At 74.1% G+C, this 16,358-nt stretch carries 15 protein-coding genes and 1 riboswitch; of the genes, 2 read left to right on the forward strand and 13 right to left on the reverse strand.

Translation table 11 applies throughout. The features are described 5' to 3' along the window. Positions 1-2 precede the first annotated feature (2 nt). The 3 genes from IE096_RS09100 to IE096_RS09110 all read right to left on the reverse strand — a co-directional run bounded on the left by IE096_RS09100 (position 3) and on the right by IE096_RS09110 (position 2,230). A complete protein-coding gene (locus IE096_RS09100) occupies positions 3-476 on the reverse strand; it encodes a hypothetical protein (protein WP_189450437.1) in 474 nt (157 codons plus the stop codon). 149 nt (positions 477-625) lie between these two features. After that, positions 626-1,648: a beta-propeller domain-containing protein gene (locus IE096_RS09105; protein ID WP_189450439.1), complete on the reverse strand. Its 1,023-nt coding sequence runs from the start codon at positions 1,646-1,648 to the stop codon at positions 626-628. A gap of 63 nt (positions 1,649-1,711) precedes the next feature. After that, entirely contained in the window at positions 1,712-2,230 is a 519-nt protein-coding gene (locus IE096_RS09110) for a hypothetical protein (protein WP_189450441.1), read from the reverse strand. Between the two features lie 238 nt (positions 2,231-2,468). On the opposite strand from IE096_RS09110, the gene IE096_RS09115 reads away from it, so the two are divergent. Next, complete coding sequence (locus IE096_RS09115; protein WP_189450443.1) at positions 2,469-2,891, forward strand: YchJ family protein; 423 nt, start codon at positions 2,469-2,471, stop codon at positions 2,889-2,891. A gap of 139 nt (positions 2,892-3,030) precedes the next feature. Then, entirely contained in the window at positions 3,031-3,486 is a 456-nt protein-coding gene (locus IE096_RS09120; protein WP_189450445.1) for a hypothetical protein, read from the forward strand. Positions 3,487-3,541: 55 nt separating this feature from the next. On the opposite strand, the gene IE096_RS09125 is transcribed toward IE096_RS09120, so the two are convergent. The 10 genes from IE096_RS09125 to IE096_RS09170 all read right to left on the reverse strand — a co-directional run bounded on the left by IE096_RS09125 (position 3,542) and on the right by IE096_RS09170 (position 15,747). Beyond that, positions 3,542-5,089: a carboxylesterase/lipase family protein gene (locus IE096_RS09125; protein WP_189450447.1), complete on the reverse strand. Its 1,548-nt coding sequence runs from the start codon at positions 5,087-5,089 to the stop codon at positions 3,542-3,544. 91 nt (positions 5,090-5,180) lie between these two features. Beyond that, complete coding sequence (locus IE096_RS09130) at positions 5,181-5,654, reverse strand: C40 family peptidase (RefSeq protein ID WP_189450449.1); 474 nt, start codon at positions 5,652-5,654, stop codon at positions 5,181-5,183. Between the two features lie 4 nt (positions 5,655-5,658). Then, positions 5,659-5,811: riboswitch (cyclic di-AMP (ydaO/yuaA leader) on the reverse strand. Between the two features lie 246 nt (positions 5,812-6,057). Continuing rightward, the gene (locus IE096_RS09135; RefSeq protein WP_189450450.1) at positions 6,058-7,032 is read right to left on the reverse strand and encodes an endo alpha-1,4 polygalactosaminidase; all 975 of its coding nucleotides are present in this window, start codon (positions 7,030-7,032) and stop codon (positions 6,058-6,060) included. Continuing rightward, positions 7,029-7,736, reverse strand: a complete 708-nt coding sequence (locus tag IE096_RS09140; RefSeq protein WP_189450452.1) for a spherulation-specific family 4 protein — start codon at positions 7,734-7,736, stop codon at positions 7,029-7,031. The genes IE096_RS09135 and IE096_RS09140 overlap by 4 nt, the downstream gene beginning before the upstream one ends. Beyond that, a complete protein-coding gene (locus tag IE096_RS09145) occupies positions 7,733-8,692 on the reverse strand; it encodes an NAD-dependent epimerase/dehydratase family protein (protein ID WP_189450453.1) in 960 nt (319 codons plus the stop codon). The genes IE096_RS09140 and IE096_RS09145 overlap by 4 nt, the downstream gene beginning before the upstream one ends. A gap of 9 nt (positions 8,693-8,701) precedes the next feature. Next, a complete protein-coding gene (locus tag IE096_RS09150; protein WP_189450455.1) occupies positions 8,702-9,415 on the reverse strand; it encodes a sugar phosphate nucleotidyltransferase in 714 nt (237 codons plus the stop codon). A 100-nt stretch (positions 9,416-9,515) separates the two neighbouring features. Then, positions 9,516-10,517, reverse strand: coding sequence for an SDR family NAD(P)-dependent oxidoreductase (locus IE096_RS09155; protein ID WP_189450457.1), 1,002 nt, complete (start codon positions 10,515-10,517; stop codon positions 9,516-9,518). A 35-nt stretch (positions 10,518-10,552) separates the two neighbouring features. Next, the gene (locus IE096_RS09160; protein WP_189450459.1) at positions 10,553-12,001 is read right to left on the reverse strand and encodes a hypothetical protein; all 1,449 of its coding nucleotides are present in this window, start codon (positions 11,999-12,001) and stop codon (positions 10,553-10,555) included. Beyond that, positions 11,998-13,515: a GT4 family glycosyltransferase PelF gene (gene pelF, locus IE096_RS09165; RefSeq protein WP_189450461.1), complete on the reverse strand. Its 1,518-nt coding sequence runs from the start codon at positions 13,513-13,515 to the stop codon at positions 11,998-12,000. Before pelF ends, IE096_RS09160 begins: the two co-directional genes overlap by 4 nt. Positions 13,516-13,578: 63 nt before the next feature. Further along, positions 13,579-15,747, reverse strand: a complete 2,169-nt coding sequence (locus tag IE096_RS09170; RefSeq protein WP_189450462.1) for a hypothetical protein — start codon at positions 15,745-15,747, stop codon at positions 13,579-13,581. Between the last annotated feature and the right edge of the window lie 611 nt (positions 15,748-16,358).

Raw genomic sequence — 16,358 nt, forward strand, 5'->3', positions numbered from 1 at the left:
CGCTAGCCCCGCTCCGGTGCGGGGGACTCCGGTGTCCCGTCCCCCGCCTCCGCCTCCGCCAGCGCCAGCCGGGCCACCACCGCGTCGGCGATCGTCTCCGCCCGGCGCGCCGTCAGGCCCCGCGCCAGGGCCGTCTCCACCACGCGCCTTCGGACCTCGGCCAGCTGCTCCGGGCTCAGGGCGGGGAGGACGACGGGCGCGGACGGCCGGCGGAGGACCCTGCGCAGCACGGACCTCGACCTGGTGGCCGCGGCGTCCACGACGGCGTCCGCCATCCGGCGCCCCGCCTCGTCCAGGACCAGCCACACCACGGGCGCGGCCATCGCCACGACCTCGCCCAGCCCGAACCCCAGCGGCTCGCGGCGCCCGCCCGTGCGGCCCAGCCGCCGGACGACCGTGGCGTCGTCGAACCGGGCCAGCGCCGTCACCAGGGGCAGCTCCTCCGGCGCGACCTCGGCCACGACCTCGTGGACCACGTCGCGCACCGTACGTCCGCCGGCTGAAGTCGCTCCAGAGCCCATCGCGCCCTCCTGTGACGTGAGTTCCGCAAGGGCACGGTACTGCGGAGCCTCTCGCTCCACCCGCGGTTCCGAGAGTTCGTTCGAGTTCGCGGGCGTGCGCGCCGTCAGGTCCGGGGAGCCGGGATCCGCCACAGGGAGCTCGGGCGGTCCTCGCCGCCCTCGTGGGACTCGAAGGCTATCCAGCGGCCGTCCGGGGACCAGCTGGGGGCGCCGTCGTAGGTGTCGGGGTTCCTGGTCACGCGGACCGGCGCCCCGGAGCCGTCGGCGGGGATGACGAAGATCTGCGGCAGTTCCAGGCCGCCCGCCGTGGAGGAGAACACCACCGACCGCCCGTCCGGCGACCAGCTGGGGTCGGTGTGCTCGCCGGCGTCCCGGGTGAGGCGGCGCGACCCCGAGCCGTCCGCGTTCATGACGTACAGCGCCCAGTCGTCGCCGTCCTCCTCGCGCCGCTGGAAGACCAGCCGGTCGCCCTTGGGGGACCAGTTGGGCTGGCGGTTGTCGGTCCGAGTGGCGGGACCGTCCACGAGCTTGGTGGCGCGGCTGCCGTCGCGCCGGACCTTCCACAGGGAGCCGAGCTCGGCGCCGTCGCCGGAGCCCTCGCGCTCGACGCTCTCCTGGAAGACGATCCACTCGCCGTCCGGGGAGAAGCTGGGCTCCAGATAGCCGGAGGGCCCCTCGTGCTCGGTCACCCGGGTGGGCCGTCCGCCGGGCCTGAGCACCCAGACCTCGTCCCGGCCGCCGCCGGCCCGGTCGGAGGCGAAGGCCACCTCGCCGGACGGGTTCCAGCTCGAACCCGGCAGGTTCACGGCCGCCTTGTCCCGCTCGTCGAGCAGGGTGCGGGGCGCGGCCCCGGTCGTACCGCCGTCGCCGGTCAGGGGCAGGACGCGCAGGGCGGCGGCGCCCGCGTTGTAGCCGTCCTCGAAGACGGTGAAGAGGAGCGACCGTCCGTCCGGGGAGAACGCCGGGTTCTGGGCGCTGGCCCGGCGGCCGCAGTGGAAGAGCGGTTCGGCCTGGTCGGCGCGCCGGGAACGGGAGGGATCCGGGTCCGGCTCCTCCGAGCCCTCGCCGCCGCAGGCGGACGTCAGGGAGGCGGTCAGGATCGCTGCGACGAACAGACGTCTGCGCACCGGGCCGACCGTAGCGGAGCCGGGCGCCCTCGAACAGGGGTGTGCCGGAAGGAGCGGAGGTGGCTACGGCCCCTGGAGGGGCGCCGGGTTCGCCAGGAGCTTGGGTACGGAGGTGAGGAGGGCCCGGAGGTCGGCGGTCACCTTGCCGTTGAGCGCCGTGACCCTGCCGACGTCCTTGGCGTCGACGGCCGCCAGCAGGTCGTTCACGTCCTTGACCAGGGTGTCCAGCTGGGTTTTGACGTCCGTGAGCGGGTCGACCGCCAGGCCGTCGGTGCCGGGGCGGGCCGGGGTCTTGGCCTTGGCGGCCCGGATGTCGGCGAGCAGCCGCTCGGCCGATTCCCGCAGCCGCGTTCTCAGGTCCCGCAGGTGCTCCACGTCGGGGTTCCAGGAATCGGCCTCCTTGGTGATCCGGGAGCCGAGGTGGAGCGTCTCGCCCAGGCTGCCGATGGAGTCCGCCGGCCCGGTCGCCGCGGCGGCGGGCCGGGCCGCGCGGCCGGCGGCGAGCGCGGGTCCGGTGGCGCCCAGGGCGACCGAACCGCAGACGAGAACCGTGGCTATGGCGGTGAGCTTGGTGCCGCGCATACGGATGACTCCCTTCCGGACGCCCGAACACCTGTCGGGACACCGACCACCGTCCGCCGCGCCGGAGGGGCGCGCAACCGGTCGCTCCCGGTGACCGGCGCCGGGCGCTGGGCCCCCACACCCCGATGAGCTGGGAATTCACCCGAAAGATCAGCCGGGGCGGCGCCATCCGGCCCTGCCGCCGAAAGGGTTCGCCCCCGTGGCCGGGGGCGCTCCTTGGGGCAGGCAGAATCGGGGGGTGTCCAGAAGAAGCTCACGTTCCCCGAAGCCGCCCGTCGTCACCGCCGGCGCGCCGTGCCCCTGCGGGCTCGACGCGACGTACGGCGACTGCTGCGGCGCCTTCCACGACGGCCGCGCCACGGCCCCCACCCCCGAACGCCTGATGCGCTCGCGCTACAGCGCCTTCGTCGTCCTCGACCCCCACTACCTGCTGCGCACCTGGCACTCCTCCACGCGCCCGGCCGAGCTCGACCTCGACCCCGGCATCCGCTGGACCGGGCTCGACGTCCTGGCCACGACCGGCGGCAGCACCTTCCACAACGACGGAACGGTCGAGTTCCGCGCCCACTACGAGGCCCACGGCGAGACCGGCTCCCAGCACGAGCTCAGCCGCTTCGTACGGGAGGACGGCCACTGGGTGTACCTGGACGCGGTGGAGTAACGCGTGGCTGCCCGACCCCGGTGCATACACACGCTGGGGTGAGACTGCGAGATCTCGGCCACCTGGCGTGAGCGCGCAAGTACCGTCTGCGTTCGGAGTACCGGACGTATGAAACGCTCACGAGAACAGGCGGAACAACATGAGGACAGCCTTCCGCGCCTGCGCGATCGTCGCGGCGAACCTGCTGGCGGTCGCCCTGGCCACGACGGCGGGGCAGGCCACGGCCGCCCCCGCGCATGCCGCGCACCGTGCGCAGGGGTGCCGCGGCGACGGCACGTCGTTCACCGACAGGCTCATCCCCGGCCACTGCCTCCAGAACGGCGGCTACCGCCTGGAGATGCAGTACGACGGCAACCTCGTGCTCTACTCCGGCTCCCGCGCCTGCTGGGCGAGCGGTACCGACGGGACGAACGGGGTCTACGCGAAGTTCTCCGGGGACTGGAAGCCCGACTCCCCCTACATGACGCTGGAGTCGCCCGTCGGAGAGCTGCGGAAGTACCGCGGGAAGTACACCGGGCTGCACAAGACCGGGAACGTCAGCCTCAACAACAAGGGCGAGGTCTGGATCGCCTACGGGAAGATGGCGGGCTGCTGACCCGGCGCCCGGGTGCGCTCGCGGCGCCCCCGGGCCGTCGTTGCCCCACCGGCCGTCAGGCCGGCAGATCGTAGGGCCGGACCGTCCGGCCCTCCCAGACCTTTCGGGACGGCTCCTCCGGGTACGGGGCCGTGCTCGGCTCCGTGTCGAGGAGGCGGGTGAGGCGGCCGTCGGCGGCGGCGTGGGCGGGCCAGCCCGGGTCGCCGTGGGTCGCGAAGGCCGTCCACGAGCGGCGGATCTCCTCCCCGACGGCCAGGAGGTCCTCGGGGAGGGGCCCCTCGCCGAGCAGCAGCCGGGCCTGCGGGGCGTCGTAGGTGCCGAACAGCAGTGAGACGTCGAGCCCGTGGGCGGCGCCGAGCGCGCCGCCCAGGACGGGCGCGGGGCGGCGCAGCTCGTACAGGTGCGCCGTGCCGCCGCCGGCGGTGTGGGCCTCGGCGAGGTGGAGCGAGGGCATGCGGAACAGGACGTCGCTGTGGACGGTCTCGAAGAGTTCCACGGGGGTGGCGTCCGGGTAGGCGGCGCGGTAGGCGCGGGGGCCGTCGGGGCCGGGGGCGAAGGCGTTCAGCGCCGCCGTGGTGTCCTCGTCGGTGACCTTGTCCCGGCCGCCGCTCATCACGAGGAACGGCCGGAACTCGTCCCGGGTGTGACCGGTCAGCAGGTCGACGCCGCTCGCCCGGCCGTCCGGCAGGGCCGTCCAGGGCGTCTCCGGCACGAGGTCGCCGTCCACCACGACGGAGAACGGGGAGCCGGTCCGGGCCAGCGGTCCCCAGCGGTCGGCCTGGGCGGGCAGCCCGTACATCATCGGGGTGATCGCCTCGGCCAGCCGCCACGGGTCGATCGTGGCGAGGCCGGCGGCCGTGGGGGTGGTGCCCAGGCTCCCGGCGAGCTCGGCGGCGAGGCCGGAGGCGAGGGCCGGGGTGGTGTAGAGGCCGGGGACGGACTGGGCTATCGCCCGGCGGAAGAGACCGGCGGCGCGGGGGACGGCCAGCAGGGTGGCGATCGAGCCGGCGCCGGAGGACTGGCCGGCGACGGTGACGCGCGCGGGGTCGCCGCCGAAGCCGGCGATGTTCTCCCGGACCCACTCCAGGGCCGCGATCAGGTCGAGCAGGCCCCGGTTGGCGGGGGCGCCCTGGAGCTGGGCGGAGGCCTCGGCGCCCACCCGGTAGTTGAGGGTGACCACGACGAGGCCGCCCTGCCGGGCCAGGAGCCCGGCGTCGTAGAGCGGGTCGCCCGCGTGGCCGGAGACGTAGCCGCCGCCGAGGATCCACACCAGGACGGGCAGCCCCGAGCCGCCGGGGTCCGGCGACCAGACGTTCAGGGTGAGCCAGTCGTCGCCGGTGGCCGTGCCGGTCGCGGGGATCGGGCCGGACTGCGGGGGCGGCGGGCCGAACTCCCCCGCGTCCCGCACGCCGTCCCAGGGCCGGGCCGGACGGGGGGCCATGAAGCGCAGCTCGCCCACGGGCGGCTGGGCGTAGGGGATCCCCCGGAAGACGGCGAGGCCGTTCTCGGTACGGCCCCGTACGGTGCCCCGGTCCGTACGGACCTCCGGACCGGTGAGGCCGGCGGGGCCGGTAGGGGCGGTCACGCCGGTGGCATCGCTCATCGTCGCTCCCTCCCGCGCCCGGAAGCGGCACCCCCGTGCGCGAACGCGGATGTCGGACGGCCCGGGGTTCCGGACCGCCCGGTCAAGGAGCCTAGTTGACGCGTCCGTACCAGACGCTGCCGGTCCAGATCTTCTCCAGGCGGACCGTGGTGCCGGGCTTGGGGGCGTGCCAGATCTTGTTGCTACCCGCGTAGATCCCCACGTGGTAGACGTTGCTGCCCGAGTGGAAGAACACCAGGTCGCCGACCTGGCGGGAGCCGCCGGAGATGTGCCGGGTGCGGTTGTACTGGTCGGCGGCCACGCGCGGCAGGTTCTTGCCGACCTTCTTGAACGAGTACTGGGTCAGGCCCGAGCAGTCGAACCGGTTCGGGCCGGCGGCGCCGTACTGGTAGGGGGAGCCCGCCTTGGCGGCGGCGACCTTCAGCGCCTGCTCACCGGGGGTGGCCGCGGACGCCTGGGAGGCGAGGCCGGGGACGAGAACCGATGCCGCCAGCGTGGCGGCGGTGACGGCAGAGGCGGTGCCGGCCCGGGATATGAGCGCGGGAATGCGAGGCATAGCAGACATGCCGAAGCCCTTCGACATCCGCCTACGAAAGATGACCTGTCGGGTTCGGGCTGCGAAGTTGCCCGGCCGGATTTCCCGGCTTCACCCCAAGGACCACCGACTTCGTGGTCCGTACCGCTTGGGTCTCCCGCTCCTGCCGATTCATCAATTCGATGCCGCACCCGGGGCGGCGGCAGGACTCGGCGTCCGCCCGGGTGGCCCGCCAGGGTGACGGGATCTTGTGTTCGGTGAGAGATCCTGCACCATGAATCATTAAAATCCGGCACCCGGGCGGCCATCTGTGAACTTCTTCACTTCGGGAGCAGACCCGGAACCGCGCGCCGCGCGCCCCCGCCGAACTGGCCCTAAACCCCTGTGGCCGCGGGTACTTGCAGCATGGAACGAGTAATTCCGGGAGCGCCGTTCAGCAGGGCCGGCGCCAGGCGTCCAGCTCCAGCTTCTTCTGCATCGAGCTCAGCCCGAGCCGCCGCGCCGTGGCACAGAACTCCCCCGGCTGCAGTTCGTATTCAACGTGAAAGACCGCTTTGTCCTGCTTCACAAAGGGGCTGAGCTTCTCGCACTCGTCGTACTGCGCGCACTGCTCGTTCACCGCGAAGTCGAAGACCTTCACCAGCTGCGGGATCTGGTCCAGGTCGTTCTTCAGCCCGATGGCCATGCCCCGCTCATGGGCGAGATCCGCCAGCATCCGATTGAAGGCGAGCTGGTGATCGGCCGTCAGCGGAAAGCCGGTGGCATTGCGGAATCCCTCGGTCAGATCCGGTTCGACGGCGTCGAACCCCTTCTGCCGGCACATGTCCATCCGGGCCGCCATGAGCGGCCGCAGGGTGTCGAGGCGGCGGATGTCGAACCATTTCTCGCCCTTCCACCCCTTGTTCTTGTTGCCGAGCAGGGTCTTGGGGAATTTCCCCTGGTCGGGCCGGAAGTCCTCCCAGGCGCCGGCATTGATGTAGCAGATCACCTTCCGGCCGCGGGAATGCAATTGGGCCACGGTTTCGGCCGAATTCTCGAAGCCGTCGATGTCGTAGACGGGGGCGTCCACCGAGGTGTCGGCCTTTCCGTCCAGTTGCCACTGCCAGCCGGTGCCCGGCTTCGGCTGCCAACGCTCCCCGGCGGACCCCGGCGCCGAACCCGTGGCCGAACTCCCGGGCGAGGCGGAGGCGTCCGGAGTGCCGGTGGCCTCCGGCCTGCCCGAGGGGCGAGGGGAACCCGAGGCGCGGGGGGCCGCCGTGACGCCCTCGTCGTCCCGGTCCGGCCCGTCGTCGTCGGAGGGCGACGCGGAGCAGGCCGCCAGGACCAGCAGCAGCCCGGCGCACAGCCCCGCCCGGACGCGCCGAGCGCTCGTGCCACGCCAAGTCCCCGTACCTTCACGCGCGTTCATATCGTGCCTCCCGCCGCGAGGCCGGCGGTCGGCCGGGGCACCGAGCGCCAGGGGTTGGCCCCCGTGCCCGGCACCGCGCAGTGCACCGCGGCACCGCGCCGGGCGGCGAGCCGCGCCACGCCCGCCGTGCGCTCCTCGGGCACGCCGTGCACGAGGTGGCAGAACCGCTCCGGTGGATGGCCGGTGGTCCACTCCGGGATCCGGGCGCGCCGGTAGTCCTCCCACGTGCCCTCGAAGGTGACCAGGAGGTCGGCGAGCGAGGCGTAGCCGGGCTCGGGGTGGGTGCCGGGGTTGAGGACGGCCGTCCGGGCGCCCAGCACCCGGGCGGCCAGCACCATGCGGCGGTAGCGGGGCAGCGGGGTGTCGTGCGCCGGGACCTGGTCGAGGAAGACGCCGTCCACGTCGTACCAGCGGCGGTGGCGGCGGATGTCGGCGACCACGGCGCCGGTGCGGCGGTGGCCGTAGCCGGTGTCGACGTAGCCCAGCAGCCGGACGCCCGCGGCGCGCAGCCGTCCGGCCGCCGCGTGGAAGGCGGGGTCGGGGCGGCCGCCGGGGCCGTCGGCGACGTTGAGGACGACCCCGTACAGCCGGGGGGCGGCGTCGAGCAGCGCCGCCCACTCCTCGGGGTGGGTGGCGGGGTGGACGTAGAGCGGGACGAGCAGCCGCCCGTCGTCCTGGTGGGCGGCGGGCGCGGTGGCGGTCATGGCACGGGCTCCGTGGCGGGCGCGGTGGCGGCCCACAGGTCGGTGAGGGAATCGGTGAAGGAGTGCCGGGGCACCCAGTCCAGGACGCGGCCGGCGGCGGTGATGTCGGCCTGCTGCCAGGGGACGGCGGCCGAGCGCGGCGAGCCGTCGCCGTCCTCGGCGACGCGGTCGCCGACCGGGCCGGTGAACCCGGCCGCGCGCAGCAGCCCTTCGGCCACGTCGCGGACGGGGCGGGCGGTGCCGCTGCCGATGTTGAGGACGGCGGGCAGGGGTCGGGGGGCGGTGACGGCGAGGGCGACGGCCTCGGCGACGTCGCGCGGGTCGACGAAGTCGCGGTGGGCGGAGAGGTCCCCGGTGCGGACGCGGTCGTCGGGTCTCGCCCGGCGCAGTTCGGCGGCGAGGCGGCCGGGGAGGGAGGCGGCGGGGGCGCCGGGGCCGACGGGGTTGAACACCCGCAGGACGACGGCGTCCAGGCCGGAGCCGGTGACGGCGAGGGTGCCGGCCAGCTTGCTCGCGCCGTAGAGGCCGAGCGGGCGGGCCGGGGCGCCCTCGCCGACGGGCAGCCGGGCCTCGGCGGGCCCGTACTCGGCCGCCGAGCCCAGGTGGACCAGGCGGGCGTCCGGGGCGGCTGTGCTCAGGGCCTCGCAGAGCACGGCGGGGCCGCGGGCGTTGACGGCGGTGAGGGTCACGGCGCTGCCGCCGACCGCCCCCGCGCAGTTGACGACGGCGTCGGGGGCGGCCTCGCGAATCAGGGCCGCGAGCCGGCCGGGGTCGGCGGCCGCCAGGTCGACGGCCAGGAGGTCGACGGCCGCCGGGTCGACCGTCGACGGGTCGGAGGGCGGCCCGGCGGCGGGGGCACGGCCGGCGACCCGCACGTGCGCGCCCGGGAGGGCGCGCAGGCGCGAGGCGGTGTGCCGGCCCAGGAAGCCGGTGGCGCCCAGGACGAGGATGCGCATCGGGGCCGGTCACGCTCCCTTGATCAGCAGGTCACGGCGGACGGCGAACTCGGCGTTGGCCCGGTCGTAGTCGTCGGGGCGGCCGATGTCGAGCCAATAGCCGTCGAATTCGTAGGCGTTGGGCGGGGTGCCGTCCGCCAGCAGGTCGAGGACGAGCTCGTCGAAGCCGAGCGGCAGTCCGGGAGTGTAGCGGTCGAGGGCGGCGCGGGAGACTCCGTAGACGCCCATGGAGACGCGGTAGTCCATGCTGGGCTTCTCGGCGAAGCCGACGACGCGGCCCGCCTCGGTGGTCAGGACGCCGAAGTCGATGCTGACCCGGCGCGGGTAGGTGGCGATCGTCAGGGGCGCCCCGGAGACGGTGTGGTCGCGCAGGACGTCGCCGAAGTCCAGGTCGGTGAGGACGTCCCCGTTCATCACCAGGAAGCGCTCGGGGAGCCGGTCGGTCATGGTGAGGAGCGGGCCCATGGTGCCCAGGGGGCTCTCCTCGGTGGTGTAGTCGACGTCGAGGCCCCACTGGGAGCCGTCGCCGACGTAGGCGCGGATGATGTGGCCGAGGTGGCCGATGGCGAGGGTGCAGCTGGTGAACCCGGCGCCCGCCAGCTGGCGCATGACGATCTCGAGGATGGCGTGCTGGTCGCCGATGGGCACCAGGGGCTTGGGCAGTGCGGTCGTGTACGGGCGGAGCCGGACGCCCTTGCCTCCGGCAAGTATCACTGCGTGCATGTGGGTGCCGTTCCTCTCTTGTGCCGCGTGAGTGGTGCCGCGTGGGTGGACGGGAACGTCAGTGGACGGGACGGGAACGTCAGTGGACGGGACGGGAACGTCAGACGTTGTAGATGCCGGTCTTGTAGCGGCCGAGGTTGGCGGGGTCGCGGAAGAAGGCGATGGTGTCGGCGAGGCCCTGTTCCAGGGTGTGGGCGGGGGCCCAGCCGGTGGCGGCGCGCAGCCGGGTGGAGTCGCAGACCAGCCGCATCACCTCGGAGTTGGCGGGCCGGACGCGCTCGGCCTCCTCGGTCACCTCGAGGTCGGTGTCCATGAGCTTGCCGATGAGGGTCACCAGGTCGCCGACGGAGATCTCCTCGCCGGTGCCGGAGTTGAAGGTGCGGCCGAGGACGGCGGCTGCGGGCGCGGTGCCCACGGCGCGGAAGGCGGCCACGGTGTCCTTGACGTAGCTGAAGTCGCGGGTGGGCCGCAGGTCGCCGAGGGTGATGGCGCGCTGTCCGGCGGCGACCTGGCCGATGACGGTGGGGATGACGGCCCGCATGGACTGGCGGGGGCCGAAGGTGTTGAAGGGGCGCAGGGTGACGACGGGCAGGCCGAAGCTGGCGTGGTAGCTGTCGGCGAGCCGGTCCCCGCCGGCCTTGGAGGCGGCGTAGGGGGACTGGGTGTTGATGGGGTGGTCCTCGGTGATGGGCACGGTCCGCGCGGTGCCGTAGGTCTCGCTGGTGGAGGTGTGGACCAGGCGCGGGATGCCCTGGTGGCGGACGGCTTCGAGGACGTTGAGGGTGCCGGTGACGTTGGTCTCGACGTAGCTGTGCGGGGCCCGGTAGGAGTACGGGATCGCGATGAGGGCGGCCAGGTGGTAGACGGTCTCGGCGCCGGCCACCAGGCCCTGGACGGAGCCGGGGTCGCGGACGTCGCCGAGGACGACCTCGACGTGCTCCATGACCTCCTCGGGCAGGTCCTCCAGCCAGCCGAAGGACGAGAAGGAGTTGTACTGGACCATCGCGCGGACCCGGTGGCCGTCGGCGACGAGGGCCTCCACGAGGTGCGATCCGATGAATCCTTCGGCGCCGGTGACGGCGACGAGTGCGCTTGCGGACACGAGCGTTCTCCTCTTCAGGGCTTCTTCACGGTGGCTCAGCGGTGGGTGGTGATCCGGCCGAGCAGGGCGGTGGCCACGGCGAGCAGGGCCGCCGCCGCACCGGAACAGATGACGAGCTGGTCGGTGACCGGGGCCGCCGTGCCCAGCCGGAGCGCGCCGGCCTCGGCCGCGGCGGCGCCCAGGCAGAGCAGGGCCGGGGGCCAGGCGGTGCCGTAGGCCTGCAGGAGCAGGCCCGTCCAGAGCACCGCGCCGAGCGCCAGCAGGGCGGTCAGCCGGCCGGGGCCGGGTGGTGCCCCGCCGGGCCACAGCGCCCCGACGGCCAGGACGAGCGCGGTCAGGGCCGCCAGGTATCCGGCGGCGCACAGGGCGAGGACGCGCGCGGCGCGCCACAGCAGCCCGGTGGTGGTCGTGGCGGCGGCGAGCGCCGCCAGGGAGCGGCCCCGGCAGCGGTAGAGCAGCCATTCGGCGGGGCCCATGCTGAGGGTGAGGGCGATGACGGCCGGTCCGCTCGTGCCGCCGCCCCGGTGGGCGAGGGCGTCGCCGAGGGCGGCGAAGGTCGTCAGCAGCCCGCAGCCCAGGCCGAAGAGGCCGTAGGGCAGGGACGCGGCGGGCGGGGGCACCGGCCCGGAGGGCGGTTTCTCGCCGCGCCGGGCGCGCAGCGTCTCGTACCCGGCGGCGAAGAGCGCGCCGCCGACCGTGGCCACCAGCAGTCCGGTGCCCAGCAGGGCCGGGGGCCGGGCGGCGACGAGCACCGCTCCCCCGGTGGCGGTGGGCAGCAGGGCGAGCAGCAGGAGCCGTTCGCGGCCGAGGACGAGCAGGGCGGTGGCGGCGGCCAGGTAGAGGGCCTGGCCGGCCGCGAAGACGAGCACGCCGGCCGGGGCGCGCAGGGCGAGCGCGGCGGCGGTGGCGAGCAGGGCGCCCAGGGGGGCGCCCACGCTCAAGGAGCGGCCCGCCGCGGCCCGGCCGCCGGCGGCGAGCCGGAGGTAGGCGCGGTGGGCCAGGCCCTGGTTCCAGGCCCAGGCGGTGAGGGCGGAGGCCACCAGCGCCCAGGTGCCGGCGGGCATCCCGAAGCGGTCCCGGGCGCCGGCGAGCAGGGGTGAGCCCAGCGCGTAGCCGAAGCCGGGCAGAGTGAAGACCACCGAGCGCAGCAGGGACGCTCCCGGTCCGACCTTCCAGGGGTCGGGGCGCGGGGCGGGTTCGGGGTGGCCGCGCGGCACCCGGGCGAAGAGCTCGGCGGCGAGCTCGAAGGCGTCGGCGCGGCCGTAGCGTTCGGCGATCTGTTCGCCGGTGAGGCCGTCGGCCTCCAGGACGGCGGCGATCTCGTCGGGGTGGACGGCGGCCGCGCAGACGTCGGCCAGTTCCTCGGCGAGTTCGTCGAGGGGGTCGGCGGCCCACCGGGGCCGGGAGCGCGTCCCGGTGGGCGCGGCGGCGAGCTCGTGGGAGGGCTCGGGCTCGCCGGGGACGAGGCGCAGGAGTCCGCTCATCCCGCACCGCCGGCGGCCAGGGCCATGACGGGTGCGGGCCGGTCGGCGGTGACGTCCACGGGGACGGGGCGCCGCAGGCCGGAGAGGTCGTGGTAGATGTCGCGGAATCCGTCGATGGTCTGCCGGAGGGTGAACTGCTCGATGACGCGCAGCCGTGCCGACTCCCCCATCTTGGCCCGCAGTTCGGGTTCGCGGAGCAGCCGCAGCGCGGCCCGGGCCATGGCCTCGGGGTCGCGCGGCGGGACGACCAGCCCGCTGTCGCCGACCGCCTCGCGGACGCCGCCGACGTCGGTGGAGACGGTGGCGCGCCCGCAGGACATGGCCTCGATGAGGGTGAAGGGGAAGCCTTCGCTGATGCTGGAGAGCATCACGACGTTCCCCGCTGCGTAGGCGTCGCGGATGTCGTCGACGCGTCCTTCGAAGGTGACGGCGTCGGCCACGCCGAGTTCGGCGGCGAGGCCCTCGCAGGCGGTGCGGTAGCCCTCGCCGCCGCGCGGGGTGCCGCCGAAGAGGCGCAGCCGCGCGTCGGGTATCTCCTTCCGTACGAGCGCGAAGGCGCGGATGAGGGTTTCCAGGCCCTTGATGGGGTCGACCCGGCCGGCCCAGCTGAGGGTGGGCGACTCCGGCTCGGGCCCGGCGGGCGGGAAGGCGGCGGGGTCGACGCCGTTGTAGACGGTGCGGATGCGCTCGGGCGGGGTGCCGCCGTGCTCCTCCCAGCGGCGGTTGTAGCGGTTGCCGGGGGTGACGAGCGCGGCGTTGCGGTAGCCCTCCTCGGCGAGCAGCCGGAACAGGCCGAGCATCACGGCCTTGACGGGCCAGCGGTACGGCTCGGCGCGGAAGCTGAGGTAGCGCTCGCGGAGGTAGATGCCGTGCTCGGTGAGGAGGAAGGGGGTGCCGTGGCGGTGGTGGGCGATGAGCCCGGGGAGGGTGGCCAGGCCCCCGCTGACCGCGTGGGTGATCCCCTCGGCGGGGGCCGGTGCGGCGAGCGGGCGCAGGGCGTGCTCCAGCAGGTCGGTGGCGGCCAGCGCGTCGTGGAGCGTGGGGCGAGCGGCGGCCGTGGCGAGGTGCGGCCGGTTCCACAGCCGGGCCAGCAGCCGGGCCGCCGCCTCGCCGCGCAGGGCGGCGAAGAGGGTGCCGTCGGCGGCGTGGTCGGCCAGCCGGTAGAAGGCGGGCGCGAAGAGCGCTTCGCGGGCGGGGTCGAGGAGGGACAGCAGGAACTGTTCGTAGGTGGCGAGGAATCGGCGGAGGTGGCCGCCGCGCGGGGCGCGGCCGGCCGGTGGCGGTCCCCACAGGGGGAAGGTGTCGACGGCCTTGACGTGGCCGGGCAGTTCCCAGGCGAGTGCCTCGCGGCCGGTGCCGGTGACGGCGATGACGTGGAAGTCGACGTCGGGCATGCCCTGGACGAGCTGGTCGCACCAGACGCTGACCCCGCCGTGACTGTGGGGGTAGGTGCCCTCGGTGAGCAGGGTCACCGAGGGTGTGGCGGACGCCGGTTCGGCTGACGGTCCGTGCATGAAAGTCGGTTCTCTCCAGGAGACGGTGGGGCGGGGTGGTGCAGCACGGAGGTACGAGCCGGTTCAGCGCCGTTCGGTGTGCCCGGCCCCGAAGGGGACGCGGTGGCCGACGCCCGGGGGCACCGGGAGGGCGGCGGCGGGGGCCTGGATCCGGGTGGCCCTGCCGTCCGCGACGCGGGCGACGGGGGTGCCGGCGGGCAGGGTGAGGGTGAGCTGGGTCTGGTCGGCGGCGGGCGTGCTCCAGCCGGAGCGGGCGCCGGCGTACGCGGACCCGAAGGCGGTGCCGCCCTGGGCGGTGGTGCCGGCCGGGACGGTCGCGGTGGTGTGGAGCCCGGCGGGCGTGGTGACGGTGACGGTGTTGCCGACGCGGTAGCCGGTGACCTTGCCCGCGGCCACGGCGGCGCTCCAGGCGGCGCGGCGGCTCAGCTCGTCGCCGATGTCGCGCTGGCGGAGGTTCACGAGCGGGGTGTTGTCGGCATAGAGGCCGGCGTAGTCGGCGAGGACCTTCTCCAGGACCGTGTAGCCGATCCGCTCCTCGGAGAGGTTCGACTGGTGCATGAAGTGCGGGCGCGGGTCGTTGGCGAGGACGTGGCCGAGGGCGATCCGGGCCTCGAGCGGGGCGATGTAGCTCTGGAAGCCGGTCCTGACGTCCAGGGGCTTGGACAGGCAGGTGGTGGTCTCGGGGAACTTCTCGCAGGTGCCGCTGCCGCCGTCGGCCTTCTTGGTGTAGAGCCAGTTGTACTCGTCGGTCTGCTCGGTGGCCTTGCCCACGTTGTAGTACACGTTCATGGGGTAGCGGGGCACGGTCAGGGCGGTGCCGACCGGGCGCTGCTCACGCTCGCGGGAGGTGTCGCTGGCGATCCACTTGACGCCCGTCCGGTCCAGGACGGGGGCGAGTTCGGGGTTGTCCTGGGGCTGCTGCGGCGTGGTCTTGAGGCCCGAGTGCTCGCCGGTGACCAGCTCGTCCTTGTCGATGCTCAGGCCCTGGCGGGCGGCCCAGCGGAGGTTCTCGTCGACCTGGTAGCCGATGGTCTGCCGGCTGACCCAGCGCGTCTTGCCGGTGGCGTCGGTGGCGCACTTCCAGGGCACGGAGGTGGTGTCCTGCTCGCAGCCGAGGAAGGCGTGGGTGTAGGTGTGGTTGATCCAGCGGAAGGACTTCTGGTCGGCGACGAACTGCTGGAGCAGCGGGTCGGGCGCGCCGCCGTGCGAGGCGCGGTACTCCTCGCTGCCGACGCCGTTGTAGGCGAAGTCGATGGGCAGGTTGTGGGCGGCGGACCACTGCTTGGCGTACTGCGCGTCGGCGGCGGTCATGCGCAGCGAGGGGGCGCTGGGGTCGGGGTTGCCGGGGCAGTCGACGTCGCCGGGGGTGCACTTGAGCTTGGTGTCCCAGCGGTCGTCGGCGGCGAAGACGTCGTCGACGTGGACGCCGAAGTAGTTGCGGGCGGCGCCCAGGTGGACACCCCGGGTCAGCCACTCGACGATGCCCCGGGAGACCAGGCGGAACTGCGTCTGGTAGCGGTTGGCGACGAAGGTGACGACGAGTTCGCTGCGGCCTTCGTGGTCGTACTGGCCGATCAGCGAGCCGCGTCCGGAGCCGCCGGGGACGGGCGCGTCGACGAGGCTGGTGTAGCTCGCGCCCTTCTCCTGCTGCGCCAGCGGTACGGCGATGTAGCCGTAACTCTCCTTGACGGCTGGGTCGTTGTCCTCGAAGGGAACGTTTTTCTTGAGGTAGCCGAAGGGCCCGGCGGCGCCCGCCGTGGTCACCTGGGCGGTCTGCCCGTCGAGGGGGCCGGCGTAGCCGCCCGTGTCGGGGGTGTTCAGGCCGACGGCCGGGCGGGCGTAGGTGTAGGCGTCGACCTGCCGGATGCCGAATCGTTTCTCGTAACCGGCGAGGGCCGTCATCTCGGCGGAGTTGGCGCCGAAGGGGTTGTCGTTGGGCAGCACCACGCCCTGGAACTTGGCTCTCGGTCTGCCGTCCAGGGTGTCGCTGAGGAACGCCTCGTCGACGCGGGGGCGGGCCGCGTCGGCGAGGTCGAGTCTGGTGTACGGGGTGCCGGCCGCGTCGAGCTCGGCGCGGATGGCCTCGACGGCGGGGCCGCCGTCGTCCACCAGCAGTAAGCGAAGGTCGATGCGCGGCGGCAGGTCCGCCGCGCTCGCGCTGCCCGCGGGCAGTGCCATCGTCAGCATCGCGGCGGCGGCCCAGGCCGCGACCGCGCGCGTCGTACGCCCCATGTGTGTCTCCCCCCGGACGGAGGTGCGCGCGGGGTGCGCGGGCCTCCGTACCTGATACGTGCACGGCGTCCCTGACGAACGCCGTCACACTTCGAGTGATCGCGAGCGGCCCCCTGGCGGCCGGATCCCCACTCCGGCCGCGAACGCTCCTCCCCTGCCAGGGAACGGACGCCGATGTCCGGTTCCCAGCCGCGCGCCCAGGAGCCCGGGGCGCGCGACGACGACGCGGGCTCCGGGCACGGGGGTGCCACGGCTCCGAGAGGCATCGCTGCCTCTCGACCGCTCAGCCATATAGTGCGTCATGCCCGAAGCCCGCGCGGGGCGCACCGGGGACTCGCCCGGCGGGCCCCGGAGGGGTGTTGGCCGAAAGCCGCCGCAGCGTCCGGCACCCCGTCGCACCGGCCCGTGAGGGGCGGTCCGGGGCCATTCCCGAGGTGACCTGTGTCAACTTCCGTATACAACGTCACCGGACGTGTGTTCAGGGGCCGGAGGCACATCCGGCTCGGATGGTTCCGGGCGTCACGAGATCGGCCTGATGACGGCTGTCCGGAATGACCGTTCCACCCGCTATTCAAGCGCCGTGACCGTCAACTTCCCTGCAAAGAACGGAC

It is taken from the genome of Streptomyces abikoensis (assembly GCF_014648775.1).
GTDB classification, from domain to species: Bacteria; Actinomycetota; Actinomycetes; order Streptomycetales; family Streptomycetaceae; genus Streptomyces; species Streptomyces abikoensis.

What these genes read in the sequence shown, in the direction of transcription:
- IE096_RS09125 (WP_189450447.1), bottom strand. Translation starts at nt 5,089, where the DNA reads ATGAGCGATGCCACCGGCGTGACCGCCCCTACCGGCCCCGCCGGCCTC.
- IE096_RS09120 (WP_189450445.1), top strand. Translation starts at nt 3,031, where the DNA reads ATGAGGACAGCCTTCCGCGCCTGCGCGATCGTCGCGGCGAACCTGCTG.
- IE096_RS09130 (WP_189450449.1), bottom strand. Translation starts at nt 5,654, where the DNA reads ATGTCTGCTATGCCTCGCATTCCCGCGCTCATATCCCGGGCCGGCACC.
- IE096_RS09140 (WP_189450452.1), bottom strand. Translation starts at nt 7,736, where the DNA reads ATGACCGCCACCGCGCCCGCCGCCCACCAGGACGACGGGCGGCTGCTC.
- IE096_RS09145 (WP_189450453.1), bottom strand. Translation starts at nt 8,692, where the DNA reads ATGCGCATCCTCGTCCTGGGCGCCACCGGCTTCCTGGGCCGGCACACC.
- pelF (WP_189450461.1), bottom strand. Translation starts at nt 13,515, where the DNA reads ATGCACGGACCGTCAGCCGAACCGGCGTCCGCCACACCCTCGGTGACC.
- IE096_RS09160 (WP_189450459.1), bottom strand. Translation starts at nt 12,001, where the DNA reads ATGAGCGGACTCCTGCGCCTCGTCCCCGGCGAGCCCGAGCCCTCCCAC.
- IE096_RS09110 (WP_189450441.1), bottom strand. Translation starts at nt 2,230, where the DNA reads ATGCGCGGCACCAAGCTCACCGCCATAGCCACGGTTCTCGTCTGCGGT.
- IE096_RS09150 (WP_189450455.1), bottom strand. Translation starts at nt 9,415, where the DNA reads ATGCACGCAGTGATACTTGCCGGAGGCAAGGGCGTCCGGCTCCGCCCG.
- IE096_RS09170 (WP_189450462.1), bottom strand. Translation starts at nt 15,747, where the DNA reads ATGGGGCGTACGACGCGCGCGGTCGCGGCCTGGGCCGCCGCCGCGATG.
- IE096_RS09135 (WP_189450450.1), bottom strand. Translation starts at nt 7,032, where the DNA reads ATGAACGCGCGTGAAGGTACGGGGACTTGGCGTGGCACGAGCGCTCGG.